An 18128-nucleotide genomic window follows, 5' to 3' on the forward strand; every position below is an offset into this window, starting at 1 on the left:
TCTCGCAGAACAGTTGGGTGGGAAACAGGATAACCGTTATTTCGCGTTCGCCAGCCGCTCGAACTGGTCGCGCGACAGCGCAAGGTCGGTTGCGGCGAGGTTCTCTTCTAGCTGTTCGACCGTGCGCGCGCCGATAATCGGAGCCGTCACCGCGTCGTGATGGAGCAGCCACGAGAGGCTCACGGCGGCGGGCGACGCGCCGACTTCGCGGGAGACCTCCTCTACCTCCTCCATCACGTCGAAGTTCGCGCTCGTGAGGTAGGTGTCTGCGAACTGCGAGTCAGTCGCACCGCGTGTTCCCGCAGGCGGTTCCTCGGTGCGTTTGTACTTCCCCGAGAGGAAGCCACCGGCGAGGGGACTCCACGGCACGACGGCGAGGTCGTAGTAGCTCGCCATCTCCAGATAGTTGCCTTCGATTTCGCGGTTGACGAGGTTGTAGCGTGGCTGGGCGACGGTGAACGGTTCGTAGCCGCGGCGGTCCGCAATCTCGTTCGCGCGGGTGACTTTCCACGCGTTCGGCTCGAACGTCGAGGTGCCGAGGTGGTTCACCTTCCCGGCTTCGACGAGGCCGTTCAGGGTTCGCATGAACTGCTCTGGCGGGGTGTCGTCGTCCCAGCGGTGGATGTACAGAATGTCGACGAAACTGGTGCCGAGTCGTTCTAAGATGCGGTCAATTTCCTTCCTGAGGTGCTTGCGGTTCAGTCCGCGGCCGTTCGGGTCGGCGCGCGTTGGCCAGTACACCTTCGAAGCGATGACGAACTCCTCGCGGTCGCGCCCGGCGAGCCAGTCACCGATGTACTCCTCTGCGCGGCCGTCGCCGTAGATGTCTGCAGTGTCGATGAAGCGACCGCCGTGTGCTTCGTAGGCGTCTAAAAGTTCGTGTGCACGGTCTGCGTCAACTTCGATGTCGCCCTGGTCGTTCTCGCGGCCGAACCGCCAGGTGCCAAAGGCGAGTTCAGAGACTTGGAGACCAGTGCGGCCAAGCGGGACGAAATCGAGAGCCATATCCGAGCTAGCTCCCGAAACAGAATAAATCCTCAGCGTTCGCTCTCGTGGTGGGAGTGACCCACGACGAGGGCGATCACGTTGAGTGCGAGCAGTGAGACGAACGCGACCTGTTCTGCGGTCGTGGTGAGGCCGGAGAGGAGCAATGGCACGTGGAGGAAGGGCAGTGCGATTGCAGACCAGAAGGCAGCGGCTTCAAACGAGCGGACAAGCTCGTCTCGGTAGTTCGCAGCGACGGTTGCGAGCGATGCAGTCGGGTCTCCAGAGTCGCCCGCATCGCGGCGGGCGGCGAGAGAGGACCTGTTTTCATTCATGGCGGATTCGTTCATGGCGGACACCCCATTTACCTCACACATCTCTACGACAGGAGATAGCATATAATGGGTGGAGCGTTTGGACAGTTTTCTCCCATTTCACGGTTCAAGAACAATCTGAAAACGTTTCATGAGTGCCTAAAATCTGTCCTTATTCTTCAAAGCCCGCGCAAAAGTCGTCATTTCGAAAGTCCAGATTCATCTCCAAGAACTTTCACATCGACCGTGTGCTGGCCGTGCCTACCAACGAGCGTGACTGTCTCTTTGAGCCGACTCAAGACGGCCGTGCGCCACGCATCAACGGCTGCGCGATGGCGCTCGTAGTGTTCTTCGACCGTGTACTGTGTGTCGCTTTCTGCCCGAAGTGCCGTTTCCGTATCTTCTGCGTGCGGGTACGGCGGGGCGGCGTCGATGAGTGCCTCCGGGTCGATATGGAGGGGTGCTGGTTCGGGTGGCTGGTAGGCATCGCCTTCCCGGACGAGATGCAGTCTTGCACGCATCCGCCCGTTGAACGGCGGGGTGAGTCGAATCACCGCTCGCTGGTCGCGGCGTGACTGGTTTGCCTCGTGGGCCATCACGACATCGCTCGCGGTCACGGCAATCGACCGGACGACGCGATAATCGTCAGGGTGCGAGGGCATGAACGAGGGTACGGCGAGGGGCCTAAAGAGCGTGCCGCGCTTTCGAGGGGCTTAGGTTAGTCACCCCCTATGCAGCGCTATGAGCTGGGCAGAAGGCACACCGATTGGCGACAAACGCGAATGGCGACGCGACGACGACTACGCGACCATCAGCCTGCGCCAGACGCGGGGTGGCAACTGGGCCGTCTCGTTCGACCGACTGATTCAGGCCCCAGAAGGCGAGGCGTACAAACACGAACTCGTCGAAACGGAACGCGAGGCGCTCGAACTCGTCGGTGAGTGGCAAGCGATGTACGACGTATAAGAGTGAACGCGGGAGAAGGGGGGGAAAGGGTTGTTAGTGGGGTAAGTATAACAAGTGAATCTCCCGCGCCAAGTTTCTATTCAGCACATAGCGTAATAAAGGTAGTCAGAAGCGTAACCCATCCATCATTAGTTCTACGGCCGCCATGTGGTGGTTGGTGGCGAAATAGTATCGGTAGTGTGCAGGACGTGACTGCGCGACAGCGACGCACCGCACCTAAGCGGGCCAGCTTACGACGCAAGTGCGCGTTTCAGGTCGGCTGCCGGAAGCTGGTCGAGCGAGCGCGGGGGTTCCGGGGTGTCGCTCGGTTCGCTGAGTCTGAGCTTCCACCATTCAACGTCGTTCCAGCGACCGTGTTTGTAGCCCGCCTCCGTGATGACGCCAACGCGCTCGAAGCCGAACGCCTCGTGGAGGGCGACGCTCGGCTCGTTCGGGACGGTGATGATGGCGAACGCAGAGACGAATCCTTGCTCGTGGAGAACGGCAAACAGCGCCTCGTAGAGCCTGCGGCCAAGCCCCTGACCGCGAACGTCCTCGTGGATATAGACGGAGACGTTCACCGTCCACTGGTAGGCGTCGCGGTAGTTGTGCATACCCGCGTAGGCGTAGCCGAGAATGGAACCGTCTTCGCCCTCACAGACGAGCCACGGATGGCTCGGCAGTGTCTCCTCGATTCGGTTGCTGAGTTCTGCTTCCGTGGGCGGCTCTGTCTCGAACGAGACCGTCGTCTCGCGCACCATGGGCGCGTAGATGGTGCGAATCCCCGGCGCATCATCCGGCGTGGCGAGGCGTATGTGCATGCTCTCAGGGACACGCGGGAGGTAGAAAAATCGCAGGTTCAGGCGAGTGTTTCGACTACTGGTCTAGGCGAGTAGTCTTTGGTGTCCCACCACCCGCGAACACCTAGCTTACGGCGAACTGTAACCAACGAGACACGCCCCACTTTCTCCACTAGGGTGCGACTCACGGGAGTGAGCGACGATTGCAGTGAATCAGTTCCCGGGGAGGGCTGCCGAACCACGGTCGCTTCCGCTCCCTGCATCACGTTCGCTTCGCTCACGTGATACCTACGGGTTCTCCGCGTCTACCGGCCAGCTTTTCACGGAGTTACGACTCACGAGAGTGAGTCGCGTAAGTGAAAAGTGCCCGGGGAGGGCTACCGAACTTCAGTCGCAGCAAGCTGCTCCCTACTGGACGCTCACCCGGTTCGCGTCCAGCCTACGGGTTCGTCGCCGTGATGTGCATACATTTTGAGGAGCTTGTCGCTCACAGAGTGAGCGACGGAATCAAAATGTATGCCCGGGGAGGGCTCCGAACCCTCGATCTCCGCATGTCCCAGGTTAGAGGCTCGGCAAAGCCTCCGGAACATGTCGGGAGCTTCCAAGGCTCCGCACCGAATCTCGTAACCCTATGAGTGCGGCGCTATGTCCAGCTAAGCCACCCGGGCTCATTTTTTGGTAGCAGGAGGGACTTCTTTAAGCTTCTCATCTTCACCCGAGTCATCATGCGGTTTTATACTTGTTCCGTGGAATGAAGTACCATGAATCTGCCAGACCTCGTCAACCAGCACCTCGGGGACGAGCAGGCCGCGGCCAGCGTTCACCTCGGTGGTGACGACCGCGTCTACATCACCCTGACCCGGACGCTCGTCTACCGCGCGGAGGGGCTTTTGAGCGACGAAACGGTCGAGGAGTTCAGCCACAACGTCGAACGGCTCTCGATTGCGAGCGGCCGCCGCAAGGACAAGTTCGAACTGGAGTACATCGACGGCAAGGAGACGTTCACCGTCCCGGGCAAGCGCACGGACGACATTTTGCAGTCGCTCATGGCGGGCATCCTCTCGGTCTCGGGCGTCATGGACGGCGACGAGACGCTCGCGGCGGTGTATCGCTTCAGCGAACTCACCTTCGTCGTCACGAGCAAGCGCGTGGTGAAACACGTCGGGCAGGCCGTCTGGGACGCAGATTTCGAGGAGTATCCCTTTGCCGACATCACCGGCCTCTCGTTCGAGGACGGCAGCGTCGCCACGTCCATCGTCATCGAGCGAAACGGGCGACCAGAGCGCATCAAGTGCCCGAACGAGCAAGCCCGCGTGGTCCGACAGACGCTCGAAAAGGAACTGTTCGACTTCTACGACGTGGCTTCGCTCGCGGAGTTCAACACGGTCGTCGCCCCCGACGAGGAGGAGGATGCAGAGACGGAACGCGCAGATACCAACTTCGAACAGAGCGGGCTGAAGCCACTCGGAAGTGGGAGCGCGAGCCAGTCTCCGCCAGACCCAACTCCCGACCAGACACCCGAGGAGTCACAGGCGACGAGCGGCACAACGGCCACGTCGATGTTCGAAGAGACAGAGGCAGAGCCGATTCAGGAGCCAGCCGCCGCGCCCACGGACGTGGCAAGCGCAGACAGTGCGGATGTCCAGGCCCAACTCGCAGACCTGACGGCCGTCGTCGAACAGCAAAGCGCGCTCTTAGAACAACAACAGGTGCTCTTAGAACAGCTCATCGACGAACTCAGTCGCGGCCGGTAACCTTCCGGATACACGAGGAGCCAAACGGCCCCAGTTCGCCGGAATCCATCTTGATGAAGTAGCCCGTTGTGATTGCCGCGTTACAGCGTCGGCAGGTGAACTCGCCTTCTTTCGTGATGACTTCGCTCTCGAATTTGATGTAGTCGCCACCTTGGGGTTTGAGCAGCGTTCCCTCGCGTTCGATGACGCCGCGTCTCTCTGCGACGTCGAGAATCTCGCGGGTGGTCGCCGGATTCGTCGTGATGGTCTCGATGCGGTCGAGTGCTTCGGCCAGCGTCAGCTCCTCGAATTCGAGTTTCGAGAGAAGTTCGACGCCGAGTTCGACCGTATCGCGTTCTGGCACAGTTGCAGTTCGAGAGAGAGGCTGAAAAAGAAAACGGTGAGCCGCAACTGGTTTACGCGACTCCGGCGGAGAACGGCACATGGAGCGGGCGACGCGACGACAACTGGTGGGACTCGCCCTCGTGGGGAGCTTTTTCGTCGTCGTCTCGCTCGTGATTTCGCCGCGCGAGGTGTTCGCTCGCTTCCAGCACCTCGCTGCAGACCCCGTCGCCTTCGGGGGCGTGCTCGCGCTCGTCTACCTCCTGCGTCCGCTCGTCGCGTGGCCGGTCACGCCCATCTCCGTCGTGGTTGGATACGTCTACGGCATCGAAGTCGGCCTGCCCATCGCGCTCGTCGGCATCGTCGTCACGGCGATTCCGCCCTTCTTGCTCGCCCGTCACTTCCCCGACAGCGGCCTGTTCGGAAAAGCCCGCGATGTCGGCTCGCGGTTTTTCACCGCCACGGGCGAGACGCGCGGGGTCATCGCCTCGCGGCTGGTGCCCATTCCAACGGATGTCATCTCCTACAGCGCCGGGCTTTCGGGCGTGCGTCTCTGGCCGTTCGCCGTCGGGACGCTCGTCGGGGAGTTGCCGTGGACGGTCGCGGGTGTTCTCGCGGGGAGTTCGATGGAGTCGCTTGCTACAGAGGGTGTGGCGGGCATCGGGCTTCCCCTACTCCTCGGCGCGGTTGCGGTCGCCACGGCGCTCCTCGTGGGGCCACTCTATCGCCAGTTCGTCGCAAAACAGTAACGCAGTCACCAGAAGGTGTCCGCGCAGTCGTAGATGACGCCGTGGTTCGGGCAGACGTACTTACAGTGGCGGTGGTACATCGGTTCCTCACAGAGCGGGCACGGCCGACCACCTGCGTTTGCCATATAGGTCGTCTTGTTGCCAGTTGGTTTGAGCCTTGTGCCACGAACCTTGGCCCAATTCTAGAATAACTTTGTCCGGAGTTTGAAAAATTGGTATTTTACCCCGAGGACTTTGCTCACCTGAATCATGCGAAAACTCGTAGCTTCAGTGGCAGTTGTCCTCGTTGCCCTCGCGCTCGCAATCGGCGCGGGTGCGGCGGCCCCGGACGCTGGGTTCGCCCAAGAAGACAACATGACTGACGACAACATGACCGACGACGGCATGGACGATGGAATGGACGACGGCATGTCGGACGACAACATGAGCGACGACTCAATGTCAGATGACAATATGTCCGGCGACGATATGTCGGATGATGACATGTCTGATGACAAAATGAGTGATGACCAGATGACCGACGACCAGATGACGGATGATGAGATGACCGACGAAGAGATGGCAGACGACTCTTCGGGTGACGACATGGGCGAGGAGTCCGGCGCACTCGGTGGCCTGCTCTCGCCAACGGCGGCAATCGGCGTCGCCATCGTCGCCCTCATCGGCATTGCCTTAGTCATCGCTCGGGTACGGAGCTAAGCGATGAACCTGCTCCCACAATCACAGCGCATTCGCGTCGGTGCTGTCAGAGCGGTACTCGCAGGCGTCGCAGCCATCGCTGGCTCCTACGCCGCCGCCGGGTTCACGACTGGATTCGTGGGAGCGCCCCTCGAAGCGATGCTCTCACGAGCGGCCCCCGCGTCGCTCGTGACGTTCGCCATCGTCGTCCTCGGCGACATCGGCCAGAAACTGAACCTGCTCGCCGCCATAACCCTCGCAGTCCTCCTCATTGCGTGCCTCTCAGCCGCAGCACTGGCGACTGGGTGGCGACAGCGAAGCGGGCTCGTCTCGGTGACGGTGGCGCTCGGACTAACGTGGGCGGCCGTGACTCTCCTCACCGGCGAACCCGTGTTGGCCCTCGCCGCGGCGGTTCCCGCGAGCGCCGTCCTCGCGCTCACCGGCCCCGGCGTCCCACCGAGTGAAGTGGACGCCACCGCACGCCGTCGCGTGCTCACCGCCATCGCAGGCGTCGCGGGCTTCTCGGTGCTCTCGTACGTCGTTGGTGGCAACCGCGGCGGCGACGACACGAGCGACCGACCGCTCGGCCTCACCGCAGCACAGCACCAAGAAATCGAGACGATGCTGGCAGAAGCAGAAGCGAAATCGCTTCCCGTGTCGGGACTCGAACCCCTCGTCAGCACGTCGTTTTACGAGGTTGACATCGCCGCGGTGAACCCGAACACGGCCCCTGAAAACTGGACGCTCTCGCTTACGGGAGCCGTCTCCGAGGACGCAACGTTCACCTACGACGACATCCGCGCGCTCCCGGTCGAACAGCGCTTCATCACGCTCCGGTGTGTCGGCGACTCGCTCAACGGCACGAAGATGGACAACGCACTCTGGACGGGGACGCCCCTCGCCCCACTGCTCGACGAGGTCATCACCGATTCGGGCTGTGAGTGTGCCATGCTCCGGGCGGGAGACGGCTACTACGTCCAGTTCCCCATCGCGGCGCTCAGACGCGGCTTCCTCGCCTACGGGATGAACGGCAGACCGCTGCCCCGCTCGCACGGCGCGCCCGTCCGGGTGCTCATTCCGGGCCACTGGGGCGAAATCAACGTCAAATGGCTCACCGAAATCGAGTTCCTCGATGAGGCAGTCGATGGCTACTGGGAAGAGCGCGGCTGGCACGGCACCGGCCCCGTCAACATCGTCGCAAAGCTCTGGGTGGAAACCCAGAACGATGACGGCACGGTGACGGTCGCTGGCCACGCCTACGCCGGACTCATGGACGTCTCTGCGGTCGAGGTCAACACTGGCGATGGATGGCAGGAAGCCACGCTCTCAGAGCCGCTGCCGGGCGAGGACGTGTGGCGACAGTGGTCGTACACCTACGAGCACCCCGGTTCCCAACACCGGGTGCGAGTGCGCGCCATCACGGGCGACGGGACGGTGCAGGCGAACGAAGAACTGCCCGCGTTCCCGAACGGGCCAAGTGGCTGGGTTTCGAGAACCGTCCAATGAGAGAGACTTTTGCCGTTGACGACAAGTAAACTCGATACAGAAAACCGATGGAAAAGGTGTTGTGGTACTTGTTCGTGGGCATGCGAGGGGGCGCAAACCGCGTCCGCATCATCAGAGCCCTCGCTGAGCGCCCACACAACGCGAATCAGCTCTCGACGGAGCTTGACGTGGACTACAACACCATCCGTCATCATCTCGATATGCTCATCGAGCACGGGATCGTCGAGCCGGGCGGCGAGGGTTACGGCGCGCTGTACTTCCTCACCGACCAATTCGAACACCACTGGGATGCGTTCGAGCGCATCACCGACCAAATGGAGTGACTCACAATGGCAATGGGAACTGAACTACTAATCGCAAGCACCCTCGCGGGACTCAACATCATCCTGCTCGCGGCGCTCACCTTCGTCTGGGCGCGCAACTACCGGACGTTCCGGACGAACACCATCCTCGGCCTCATCGCCTTCGGCGCGGTGATGCTCGTAGAGAACGCTGTCGCGCTCTATTTTTTCTTTACCATGCAGATGTTCTACGGCTCAGACCCGACCGTCCAAGGCGCAGTCGCCGTCCTGCGCGCACTGCAGTTCGTCGCGCTCGTCTTCCTGACGTGGGTCACGGTGAAGTGAGGTCCCTGTTTTCCGCAGTTCCCACTTGCGAGCAATTCTAGAACAACTCGGTGTGAATCTTGAAAAATCGCTATCCCTCCGTTCTGCGTCGAGTCATAGTGAGGTGATGAAATGACCACACAGACACCGCTCCCGACTGTGACCCGCAGACGCATCCTCAGAACGACGGCCCTCCTCAGCGCTGGACTCGCACTCAGTGCGGGAAGCGCGGCAGCCAACCCCGGCAAACCGAACTTTGGCCCGTCGCTCTACGGCGACGGCAAGACCTGGGGCACGAAAGGCGCGGCCGCGATTCCCGGCTCGAACGGCAAGAATGACCACTCCTTCGACAAGCTGTTCGCCTTCACGAACGGCGCGACCGGCCAGCTTCCCGTCGCGGAGGCGGCACCCGGCAACCCCGCGTTCAACGGCGGGCGCTGGTACACCCACACTGCCACGTGGACGGCTGCCGGGCTGGCCGCACACAATCCGCTCCCGGTGTTGACATCCTACGACGACGTTCACGCGGAGTACGAGGCTGGACACCTGTCCATCACGCCCGGGTCACCGAACCCCGGCGACCCGCCGAACTTCTTCGAATGCCCGCTCTTGCCAGTCAAGCAGTGAGAAAAAAATCGAAAATCGCTAGTTTTTGTTTAGCTGCACTCAGACCAGCCACAGGACTCGCAGGTCTTGCAGCCTTCAGAGAAGTAGAGCGTCATCGACCCACAGTCGGGACACTCTGGGCTCTCGCCCGCGTCGATGAGCGACTGGGTTGCGTCGTCGTCGCTTTCTGCGTCCACCTCATCTGCGTCCGCTGCAGGCGCGCTCTCCTCTGCAATCTCCGCGAGGTTGCGCTGTTGTGGGTAAGCCTTGTCGATTTCGCCGTCGAGATACCGGCGCATCGCCGTGCCGATGGCGTCCGGGATGGACTGAATCTGCTCGCCCTTGTCCCACGCAATCTTCGGTGAGCGGATGCCTTTCAGTTCGCCCGCAATCTCCTCTGGGTCGACACCCGACCGGAGCGCGGTCGAGACGGTCTTTGCGAGCGACTCGGTGAAGCTTGCGGTGAACCCACCGGAGTTACCGATGTTCGCGAACAACTCGAACGGACGGCCCTGTTCGTCTTCGTTGATGTTGACGTACAGCTTGCCGTAGCCCGTCGAGATGCGCTGGGTGACGCCGTAGAGGACGTCCGGTCGCGCGCGCTTCTCGGCGTAGAGGTTGCCGTTCGCCGCGGCCGTGGCGATGGAGTCGAGTTGCGCGTTGAACGCCGCCTTGACTTCCTCGTGGTCTAGGAACTCGTCCATCGAGCCGAACACCTCGGTGATCTGCTCAACGATGGCCTCTGCGGCTTCGTCGTCGTCGGCGAAGTCTGCGTTCTTCGCGCGGGTGGTGAGCACCTGCTTGCTGCGGGTGCCGTCGCGGTAGACGGTGACGCCCTTCCCGCCGTGGTCGTAGATGTAGCGGTACACCTCGTCCATGTCCGCTTTGCTCGCGGAGTTCGGGAAGTTGCAGGTCTTCGAGATGGCGGAGTCAACGCCGGCCTGTGCGGCGCACTGGACGCCCGCGTGGTCGAGGCCTGCGAGGTCTGCGGTGACGACGAACAGTTCGCCAATCGCGTCAGGCACCGTCGAGAGCGACGTGACGCCCTCGAAGGCGTTGTTCTGCATCTGTTCTACGGCTTCGGCTTGGACGGCGTCTACGTCGATGTCGTTCGCCTCAAGCACGCGCAGGAAGTAGTCGTCGAACTCGACGAGCATCTCGTCGCCCTGCACGTCGTCGGAGACGTTCTTGAAGTAGGCGACGTTGTAGATTGGCTCGATGCCGCCCGTGGTGTTGCCGACCATCGAGGTCGTGCCCGTTGGCGCGACGGTCGTCGTGTTGTGGTTGCGAATCGAGAAGCCGTCGGCCCACTCGTCGGCCGAGAGGCCGGTGTGGTGTTCGAACCAGTCGCGGTATTCGACGGGGTCTGCGTACTTCGAGTCGCCCCAGTCGTTGAACGCGCCACGGTCCTCGGCAAGTTCGTGGGAGGCCCACTTCGACCCGTGGTTGATGTGCATCATGAGCTGGCGGACGAGTTCGTTGCCCTCCTCAGAGCCGTAGCGGATGCCGAGTTGGATGTAGAGTTGCGCGAGGCCCATGACGCCGAGGCCGATTTTGCGCATGTTGCGGACTTTCTCCTCGATTTTCGGCACCGGGAAGTCCGACATGGTGACGACGTTCTCTAAGAAGCGCGTCCCCCACTCGATGCGGTGGTCGAACTCGTCCCAGTCGATGGCGTCCGCGAGGAACGCGTCCATGGCTTCCTCGGTCGAGTCGAAGTTCTCGCCGTTCTCCGCGTGCCAGACGCGCCAGTCGGGGGCGTCGAACTCGGCAATTGTAGAGAGGTTGATGTGGCCGAGGTTGCACGCTTCGTACTCCTCCAGTGGCTGTTCGCCACACGGGTTGGTGGCGAGAATCTGGTGGTCGGGGTGCTTGTCGACGTCGAAGGAGTGCTCCTTGTTGACGCGCTCTAAGTAGATGACGCCGGGTTCGCCGTTCTCCCACGAGCCGTCGATGATGTGGTCCCAGATTTCGACCGCGGGAATCTTGAGCACTTCGCCGGGGGTGACGTAGTGACCGAGGTCGTAGCGGTCGTACATCTCCTTGGTCTCCTCGGTGGCGATGTGTGGCTCTTCTGTGCGTGGGTTCGTGAAGACAAAGTCCTCCTCGTTGTAGAGTGCCTCCATGAAGCCGTCCGTGACGCCCACGGAGATATTGAAGTTAGAGAGGTGGCCCTCGACGGCGTTGCGGAGGTGCTTTGGCACGCGGCCTTCCTCGTCGATGAGCGAGCGGGCCTCTTCGAGCGCTTCGTTGAAGCTCGTGTACGTGTAGTCGTCCGGGTCGTTCAGGCGGAGCGTGACCGCGAGCGAGACGTCCTTGTTCTTCGCGTGGAGGAACTCGATGACGTCCGGGTGCGAGACGCGCATGACGCCCATCTGGGCACCGCGGCGGGTGCCACCCTGCGCGATGGTCTCGCACATCTGGTCGAACGTGCGCATGAACGTGATTGGCCCGGAGGCGATTCCTCCCGTGGAGCCAACCGCGTCACCGTACGGACGAAGTTGCCAGAAGGCGTAGCCCATGCCACCGCCCGACTGGAAGACCTCTGCGGCCTCCATGGCGGTTTTGTGGATGTCAGTGAGGTCGTCCGCGGGCGAGTCAACGAAACACGCAGAGAGCTGCTGGAGTTCGTCGCCCGCGTTCATGAGCGTCGGGGAGTTCGGGATGAAGCTGAGTTGCTCCATAAGGTCTTGGAACTCGGCGCGTACCGACTCTACTTTCTCCTGTACGCCTGCTGGAAGTTCGGGGACGACGGTGTCGTAGTCGAACTTGTTGACGTTGAACTCGGTGAGTTGCGTTTCGACGTCGTCGGCGGCGGTGGTTCCCTCGCCGAACACTTCTGCGGCGAGTTCGTCGCGGCGTGGGTGGCGTGGTTTCAGTTGCTCGGGGCGAACCGTCAGTTCGAGGCCGAGGTTGTCTGCCTCGTAGACGGCTTCTGCGAGCGCGATGTTCTTCGCAACGCGGACGAACAGGTCTTCTTGGGTCTCGATAAGCTCCCCGTTCGCGTCTTTGCGGAGATATCGAGCCGGAAGAATGTTGTTATACGCGTTTGTGGTCATCCGGTCTGCGAGAGTCTCCCCATCCGTGCGCTTGATGGGCAGGGTAATCTCGTCGGCGGAGAGGTTCGCGCGGCTCATAGTTCCCCTCGACAGCCGGCAGGCGTTCTCTGCCGGGCGATACGACTTTCAGAGTGTGGCGTCATACACGACATTTGTAACGGCGATTTTGTACTGAGTCCACCCAAATAACCCTTTGGCATTCGCGATTTTCAGGCTACCTGGAAAGTTGTAACTCAGCTGTTTAGTTTACATCCCCAGCAAGGGTGATGTTGCTGATTCTACGGTCAAATACTGGTAAGCGAGAGAGACTAATAACACTGTCCAGACCGGAGTGAAAGTGGAAGCGATGCAGAAAAACCGGCCGAGTGAGGCGGCGGTTCAGCAGAAACAATGGGGGGTTCAGGCCGGGTTCATCGAGGTGTCACATCGCGCTGAGCGAGCGACCGCCAATCGCGGCGTCGCCCAATACGATTAACCGTCGCCATCTCATAATTCACGATATGCAACCGTTCCTCGTCGAAGGACTCACCTCGCCGCCGACGATTCTGTTAACGCTTGTCTTGCTCGCGGCAATCGTTCTCGTCGGGCGCATCCTGCTCCACGTCGCGTGGAAACTCATTCTCATCGCAATCGCCATCATCGGCGCGCTCTGGATTGTCGGTATTTTCCTCTAAATCGCGGCGAGAAAGTTCCGGATAACGTCGTGGCCGTGTTCGGTGAGCACGCTTTCTGGGTGAAATTGGACGCATTCGAGCGGGTAGTCTTCGTGGCGCACGCCCATGACCAAATCGTCGTCTGAGCGGGCGGTCACCGTCAAACACTCGGGCACTGACGTGGCCACGAGCGAGTGGTAGCGGCCAGCGCGAAACGCCTGTGGCAGTCCCGAGAACACGCCCTGTCCGTCGTGAGTGATGGCAGAGGCTTTGCCGTGGACGGGGAACGGCGCGCGGCCAATCTCGCCGCCGTACTCGTACACCGCGGCTTCGAGACCGAGACAGACGCCGAGCGTCGGTATGTCGGGACTCAGCTCACGGAGTACGTCGCGGGTCACGCCCACGTCGCGGTCGTTTTTCGGGTGGCCCGGCCCCGGACTCAAGACGATTGCGTCGGGGTCTGCGGCGCGAATTTCCGCGAGCGACGCGGTGTTTTTCACGACTTTGGTGTCCGCGTTCGTGCTCACATACTCGACTAAATTGTAGGTGAAGGAATCGAAGTTATCGACGAACAGTACGTCGGTCATGGCTTCACCTCCGCGGGTTCGAGCCGCTCAATCGCGGCGAGGACGCCACCCATCTTCTTTTCGGTCTCCTCGAACTCGCTTACGGGGTCTGAGTCAGCAACGATACCCGCACCGGCCTGAATCGTCAACCGGTCTGGGTCGCCGTGTTCAATGGTCGCAGTCCGAATGACGATGGCGAAGTCGGTGTCGCCCGTCCACGAGTAGTAGCCGACGCCGCCGCCGTAGAGGCCGCGCGGCCCGGCTTCTAAGTCGTGGATAATCTCCATCGCCCGCACCTTCGGCGCACCAGACAGCGTTCCGGCGGGGAACGACGCGCGCGTCGCGTCGAAGGCGTCGAACTCGGGCGCGAGCGTCCCCGTGACCGTGCTCTCGATGTGCTGGACGTGGGAGTACTTGAGGACGTTCATGAACTCTTCTACGCGAACCGAGCCGGGTTCTGCGACTCGGCGAACGTCGTTGCGCGCCAAATCGACGAGCATCGTGTGTTCGGCGCGTTCCTTGTCGTCTGCGAGCATCTCACCGGCGAGCCGGCGGTCTTCGCCGGGGCTGCCCCCGCGCCCGCACGTCCCCGCGATGGGGTTGCTCACGACGGTGTCGCCGCTCACCGAGACGAGGGTTTCTGGGCTCGCGCCGACGATGCTCAGGTCGTCTGCGCGCAAGAGGTACATGTACGGCGACGGGTTGACCTCGCGCAACGAGGCGTAGAGCGTCTTCGGGTCGAACTCTCCTTCGAGTTCGCGCTTTCGCGAGATGACGCCCTGGTAGATGTCGCCATCGAGGACGTGCTCTTTTGCCTTGGCGACGGCGGCCTCGTACTCATCGCGCGGGCCAGCGTGCTCTGCGCGGCAGACGAAGTTGCCCGTCTCGACCGGGGTTGCGTTTTGCAGGCGCGATTCTACGGCACTCGCTTCGGCGGCGAGTTCGTCGTAGAGGTCTCCGGCGTCGGCGTCGGGAGTGACAACCGGCGTGAACACAAGTGACACGGAGTCGTCTGCGTGGTCGAATACGACCGTTTTCGTCGTCAAGACGAATTGTGCGTCCGGAAGCGAGCTTTCGGGGCGGGAGACGCCCACCTCGTCCAGCCAGAGGTCATACACCGCATCGTACGATAGGAAACCGACGAGACCGCCCTGCAGGTGTTGGCGGCCCGCTTTCGGGAACCCCTTGAGCGGGAGGTCTGGAAGCGTCTCGCGCAGCGAATCGAGCACGTCGCCTTCGCCGGGGGCTGCGAGCGTTGCGAGCGCGTTTTCGAACTGTTCGACCTCGGCTCCGTCCGGGCCAATCGACACGACGCCGTCGGGGTCGTAGCCGACGAACGAGTAGCGCGCGTGGCGGTCGGTCGTCTCCGGAGAGAACGCCCCGGCCGGGTCGCTTGAGGCGACCTTCTCTGCGCTTTCGAGCAAGAACGAATGGGAGCCGTCTGCGAGTTCTGCGTAGGCAGCAAGTGGGTCGAGCGAACAGTCGAGGGAGACCGCAAGCCGGAGCACGGCCGGGCGGTCGTCTGCGGCGAGCGATATGAACTCCTCACGGGTGAGCGAACGCATCATTGGGCGGTCACCTGCCGGTGGGTCGCGCGGACGAAGGCGTCCAACATCTCGTGATCTTTCACGCCGCCTGCTTTCTCGACGCCGCTCGCTACATCGACGGCGAAGGGGCAAACCTCGTCGATTGCGCGGGCGACGTTCTCGGGCGAGAGGCCCCCCGCGAGGATGACTGGCGCGTCAATCTCTGCGACGAGGGTGCTCGTTTTGCTCCAATCCGCGGTGGTTCCGGTTCCGCCAGCACCGGCGGCATCGACCGAATCGACGAGGAGGGCGTCTGCGACGGCGGCGTGCTCGGGCACGCGCGCATCGTCTGCTTCGATGCGCTGGATGACCGTGACGTTGGTTCGCTCGCGGATTTCACTGACAGCATCGGGCGAGAGCAGCGTGTGCAGTTGCACTGCGTCGGGTTCGACGCGCGCGACGAGCGTGCAGACTCGTTCGACGGAGTCGGCCATGGTGACGAGCACGCTCGTGACGAACGGTGGCGTGGCGGCCGCGAGGTTACCGGCCTCAGTGGTCGAAACTTCGCGCGGCGTCTCGACGGGTACGTCCGAGATGAACCCAACGGCGTCCGCACCCGCCTCGACCGCGGCGCGAAGGTCGGCTTCGGTCGTAAGCCCGCAGATTTTCACCCGCGTCATGCCACCACGGTCTGTCGCAGCGCGTTCAGTTTTTCCAGCGCGGCACCCGAGTCAATGGACTCGCGAGCAAGGGCCACGCCGTCTTTGAGGGTCTCTGCCGCGCCGGCGATATAGATGGCCGCGCCCGCATTTGCGAGAATGATGTCGCGTTTCGCGCCGGTGAGTTCACCGGAGACGATGGCTTCGAAGTCCGCGGCGTTTGCTTCGGGCGTGCTTCCGGCGACGGCCTCGATTGGGTATGAGTCAAGTCCAAGGTCGGCAGGTGTGAGCGTGTACTCCTCGATTTCGGTGCCCGTGACTTCGGCGACGACGGTTTCGCCGTGGATGGCGATTTCGTCGAGGCCGGAGCCGTGGACGACGAGGGCGCGTTCCACGTTCATACGCGAGAGGGCGCGCGCGATGACGGGAACGAGGTCGGGGTCGTAGACGCCGATGACCTGTGCGTCGGCTCCGGCGGGGTTGGTGAGCGGGCCGAGCACGTTGAAGATGGTGCGCATGCCGAGTTCCCGGCGCGGGCCGATGACGGCCTTCATCGCCGGGTGGAACACCGGCGCGAGCATGAAGCCAATCCCGTTTTCTTCGATGGCCTTCTCAACATCCGCTGGTTCCGCCTCGACGTTCACGCCGAGGGTTTCGAGCACGTCCGCGCTCCCCGACGACGAGGAGACCGAGTAGTTGCCGTGCTTTGCGATAGCGACACCTGCACCCGAGGCCACGACCGCGCTCGTCGTGGAGACGTTGATGGTGTTGTAGTCGTCGCCGCCAGTCCCACACGTATCGACGAGCGGTTTGCCGTTTCGCTCGGGGTCGATGGTCAACGCCGCGTCGCGCATCCCCTGTGCGAAGCCCGCGATTTCATCTTCGGTCTCGCCTTTGGCCCGGAGCGCCGCGAGCAGTGCGCCCATCTGCGCCTCCGTCGCGCCGTTAAAGACGGCCGTTGCCGCCTCTCTGGCCTGTTCGATGGTCAAATCCTCACCCTCCGTCACACGCTCGATAAATTCCCTCATGATATCACCAATGTACTTCTTTGTCTTGCAATGTACAAATTCGTACATCCACTTAACAGTGTCGCCATTTCGAGCGTGCGGGAGCACAATCACGATTGGAGAAGCGCTCCGTCGAGACGCCCGAAACCCGTTGGTTCACCGTGTGGGAGAAAAACGCATCCCGGCGGCGGTGTTTTCGTTCCCGATTCGAAACCTTCAATTACCCCGGCGGGTTACGAAGGAATGCAGACAGAAGCACACCAGCAAGGGTTCGTGGTCTAGGCTGGTTATGACACCTCCTTGACATGGAGGAGATCGGCAGTTCAAATCTGCCCGAACCCACTACTTTCTGACGGCGCTCAACCTTCGAGCGCCGTCTGTAATCGTAATGTGAGGGCAGCTTAAACCAGGGAGCGAGCAGCGACCGTGGTTCAAATCTCCTCGAGTATAGCAGACATTTCCAGAACCAAATCAACATTTATTATCGTTGACTTGTTGTGGGGAGTATGGCTGATTATCAACACGTCATGTACGCATCTAGGGGTGGTGTAGAGCAGGTATATTCGGAGTTATTTGGCGACGTGGATCAGATAACAGTAGAAGAAAGGTCCCGTAAGACTGGAACTATTAGTGGGAAATTAGGTGCATTTCTTACTCAAATTTCGAGTGGCTTTACTGGAGAGTTGACTGAAGCAGAGATTCATAGCATCAATTTTGATAAGGAGATGTTTAAAGCCAAGAAATTGGCCAATGAGATTCTTTCTGATGACGAAATACCAGATATATCTGAAGTGAACAAAAACGAATTGGAAACTGGTCAACTGTATCGGTTTTCTTGTGAGGTTGAGACAAAACCATTTGAAAGTGAAATTGATAATCAGACATATATCGAGGTTGTCGGCGAAATCGGAGAAGTTAGATTCAAAGGCGGCACTTCTACTGAAAATTGGGGGCGGCGAAGTCACCTTGTTCAATCAGTACGGGCGACAGCACGAGGTGATACCTACCCGTATCAGGGTCTAATGTGGCCTCTTTCACTGACTACGGAAACAGAGAATTCCATCGAGTGTGACGTGAACTTCTTACTAATTTGTGGACCAGAAAGAGTGCTGAGAGATGAGTGGTATGAAAAGCAGTGAGTTCACTCCCCACCCTTCCCACCCGGCATCAACCGCCGAAACAGCGGGAGAAACACCGGAAAGAGCAGCGCGCCAACCTCGATGAACACGTAAACGGCCAAGTTAGTTGGCACGCCAAGCTCGTGGACCACAAGCGTGATACCGAGCGCCACGGCGACGTATCCCCAGAACGCGAGGGTAATGCGAGCAAACCCGTACGGTGGGACTTTAACGTCGAACATCTTGGTAGCGAGATTGACACGAACCAGTAAGTGTTT

The 18128-nt window shown here is 61.2% G+C and carries 22 protein-coding genes and 2 tRNA genes; 11 read left to right on the top strand and 13 right to left on the bottom strand.

Annotated features, from left to right (window positions below; all coding sequences use genetic code 11):
• Positions 1-36 precede the first annotated feature (36 nt).
• From V5N13_RS04655 to V5N13_RS04665, 3 genes are all read right to left on the bottom strand, one after another.
• Positions 37-1005 carry an aldo/keto reductase gene (locus tag V5N13_RS04655; protein WP_336359816.1) on the bottom strand — a complete coding sequence of 323 codons (969 nt, stop codon included), beginning with the start codon at positions 1003-1005 and terminating at the stop codon, positions 37-39.
• A gap of 32 nt (positions 1006-1037) precedes the next feature.
• On the bottom strand, positions 1038-1319 hold the full coding sequence (locus tag V5N13_RS04660) for a hypothetical protein (protein ID WP_336359817.1): 282 nt from the start codon (positions 1317-1319) through the stop codon (positions 1038-1040).
• Positions 1320-1498: 179 nt separating this feature from the next.
• On the bottom strand, positions 1499-1960 hold the full coding sequence (locus V5N13_RS04665) for a hypothetical protein (protein WP_336359818.1): 462 nt from the start codon (positions 1958-1960) through the stop codon (positions 1499-1501).
• Between the two features lie 79 nt (positions 1961-2039).
• On the opposite strand from V5N13_RS04665, the gene V5N13_RS04670 reads away from it, so the two are divergent.
• Positions 2040-2264, top strand: a complete 225-nt coding sequence (locus tag V5N13_RS04670; protein ID WP_336359819.1) for a DUF7543 family protein — start codon at positions 2040-2042, stop codon at positions 2262-2264.
• 230 nt (positions 2265-2494) lie between these two features.
• Here the strand turns inward: V5N13_RS04670 and V5N13_RS04675 are convergent, their stop codons facing one another.
• Together V5N13_RS04675 and V5N13_RS04680 are read right to left on the bottom strand one after the other, a co-directional pair.
• Positions 2495-3064 (bottom strand): arsinothricin resistance N-acetyltransferase ArsN1 family B, encoded by a 570-nt coding sequence (locus V5N13_RS04675; protein ID WP_336359820.1) that lies wholly within the window; start codon positions 3062-3064, stop codon positions 2495-2497.
• A 496-nt stretch (positions 3065-3560) separates the two neighbouring features.
• Positions 3561-3711: transfer RNA gene (locus V5N13_RS04680), tRNA-Met, on the bottom strand.
• 93 nt (positions 3712-3804) lie between these two features.
• Between V5N13_RS04680 and V5N13_RS04685 the strand changes: the two genes are divergently transcribed.
• Positions 3805-4797, top strand: coding sequence for a DUF7115 domain-containing protein (locus tag V5N13_RS04685; RefSeq protein WP_336359821.1), 993 nt, complete (start codon positions 3805-3807; stop codon positions 4795-4797).
• Here the strand turns inward: V5N13_RS04685 and V5N13_RS04690 are convergent.
• Positions 4781-5140 (bottom strand): DUF5830 family protein, encoded by a 360-nt coding sequence (locus tag V5N13_RS04690; protein WP_336359822.1) that lies wholly within the window; start codon positions 5138-5140, stop codon positions 4781-4783. The genes V5N13_RS04685 and V5N13_RS04690 overlap by 17 nt on opposite strands.
• A gap of 79 nt (positions 5141-5219) precedes the next feature.
• Between V5N13_RS04690 and V5N13_RS04695 the strand changes: the two genes are divergently transcribed.
• The gene (locus V5N13_RS04695; RefSeq protein ID WP_336359823.1) at positions 5220-5867 is read left to right on the top strand and encodes a TVP38/TMEM64 family protein; all 648 of its coding nucleotides are present in this window, start codon (positions 5220-5222) and stop codon (positions 5865-5867) included.
• A gap of 5 nt (positions 5868-5872) precedes the next feature.
• Here V5N13_RS04695 and V5N13_RS04700 read toward each other — a convergent pair whose 3' ends face one another.
• On the bottom strand, positions 5873-5992 hold the full coding sequence (locus V5N13_RS04700; protein ID WP_332899695.1) for an HVO_2523 family zinc finger protein: 120 nt from the start codon (positions 5990-5992) through the stop codon (positions 5873-5875).
• Positions 5993-6116: 124 nt separating this feature from the next.
• Between V5N13_RS04700 and V5N13_RS04705 the strand changes: the two genes are divergently transcribed.
• From V5N13_RS04705 to V5N13_RS04725, 5 genes are all read left to right on the top strand, one after another.
• Positions 6117-6566, top strand: a complete 450-nt coding sequence (locus V5N13_RS04705) for a hypothetical protein (RefSeq protein ID WP_336359824.1) — start codon at positions 6117-6119, stop codon at positions 6564-6566.
• Positions 6567-6569: 3 nt separating this feature from the next.
• The gene (locus V5N13_RS04710; protein WP_336359825.1) at positions 6570-8051 is read left to right on the top strand and encodes a molybdopterin-dependent oxidoreductase; all 1482 of its coding nucleotides are present in this window, start codon (positions 6570-6572) and stop codon (positions 8049-8051) included.
• A 47-nt stretch (positions 8052-8098) separates the two neighbouring features.
• A complete protein-coding gene (locus V5N13_RS04715; RefSeq protein ID WP_332899698.1) occupies positions 8099-8374 on the top strand; it encodes an ArsR/SmtB family transcription factor in 276 nt (91 codons plus the stop codon).
• A 6-nt stretch (positions 8375-8380) separates the two neighbouring features.
• Positions 8381-8677: a hypothetical protein gene (locus V5N13_RS04720; protein ID WP_336359826.1), complete on the top strand. Its 297-nt coding sequence runs from the start codon at positions 8381-8383 to the stop codon at positions 8675-8677.
• Between the two features lie 111 nt (positions 8678-8788).
• Complete coding sequence (locus V5N13_RS04725; protein WP_336359827.1) at positions 8789-9283, top strand: hypothetical protein; 495 nt, start codon at positions 8789-8791, stop codon at positions 9281-9283.
• Between the two features lie 29 nt (positions 9284-9312).
• Here the strand turns inward: V5N13_RS04725 and V5N13_RS04730 are convergent, their stop codons facing one another.
• The gene (locus V5N13_RS04730) at positions 9313-12399 is read right to left on the bottom strand and encodes an adenosylcobalamin-dependent ribonucleoside-diphosphate reductase (RefSeq protein ID WP_336359828.1); all 3087 of its coding nucleotides are present in this window, start codon (positions 12397-12399) and stop codon (positions 9313-9315) included.
• 422 nt (positions 12400-12821) lie between these two features.
• Between V5N13_RS04730 and V5N13_RS04735 the strand changes: the two genes are divergently transcribed.
• Positions 12822-12995 (top strand): hypothetical protein, encoded by a 174-nt coding sequence (locus V5N13_RS04735; RefSeq protein WP_336359829.1) that lies wholly within the window; start codon positions 12822-12824, stop codon positions 12993-12995.
• Here V5N13_RS04735 and trpG read toward each other — a convergent pair.
• The 4 genes from trpG to trpD are packed head-to-tail and all read right to left on the bottom strand — an operon-like array spanning position 12992 to position 16753.
• Positions 12992-13561 (bottom strand): anthranilate synthase component II, encoded by a 570-nt coding sequence (gene trpG, locus V5N13_RS04740; protein WP_336359830.1) that lies wholly within the window; start codon positions 13559-13561, stop codon positions 12992-12994. The two genes, V5N13_RS04735 and trpG, sit on opposite strands and share 4 nt — an antisense overlap.
• Positions 13558-15108 carry an anthranilate synthase component I gene (trpE, locus tag V5N13_RS04745; protein WP_336359831.1) on the bottom strand — a complete coding sequence of 517 codons (1551 nt, stop codon included), beginning with the start codon at positions 15106-15108 and terminating at the stop codon, positions 13558-13560. The genes trpG and trpE overlap by 4 nt, the downstream gene beginning before the upstream one ends.
• Positions 15105-15746: a phosphoribosylanthranilate isomerase gene (locus tag V5N13_RS04750; protein ID WP_336359832.1), complete on the bottom strand. Its 642-nt coding sequence runs from the start codon at positions 15744-15746 to the stop codon at positions 15105-15107. The genes trpE and V5N13_RS04750 overlap by 4 nt, the downstream gene beginning before the upstream one ends.
• The gene (gene trpD / locus V5N13_RS04755) at positions 15743-16753 is read right to left on the bottom strand and encodes an anthranilate phosphoribosyltransferase (protein ID WP_336359833.1); all 1011 of its coding nucleotides are present in this window, start codon (positions 16751-16753) and stop codon (positions 15743-15745) included. Before trpD ends, V5N13_RS04750 begins: the two co-directional genes overlap by 4 nt.
• Positions 16754-16999: 246 nt before the next feature.
• Here trpD and V5N13_RS04760 point away from each other — a divergent pair.
• A tRNA-Val gene (locus V5N13_RS04760) sits at positions 17000-17074 on the top strand.
• A gap of 164 nt (positions 17075-17238) precedes the next feature.
• Positions 17239-17871: a hypothetical protein gene (locus tag V5N13_RS04765; RefSeq protein ID WP_336359834.1), complete on the top strand. Its 633-nt coding sequence runs from the start codon at positions 17239-17241 to the stop codon at positions 17869-17871.
• Between the two features lie 2 nt (positions 17872-17873).
• Here V5N13_RS04765 and V5N13_RS04770 read toward each other — a convergent pair whose 3' ends face one another.
• Positions 17874-18092 (bottom strand): hypothetical protein, encoded by a 219-nt coding sequence (locus V5N13_RS04770; RefSeq protein WP_336359835.1) that lies wholly within the window; start codon positions 18090-18092, stop codon positions 17874-17876.
• Positions 18093-18128: the final 36 nt, after the last annotated feature.

This window comes from Haladaptatus sp. ZSTT2 (genome assembly GCF_037081775.1).
Classification (GTDB): Archaea; Halobacteriota; Halobacteria; order Halobacteriales; family Halococcaceae; genus QDMS2.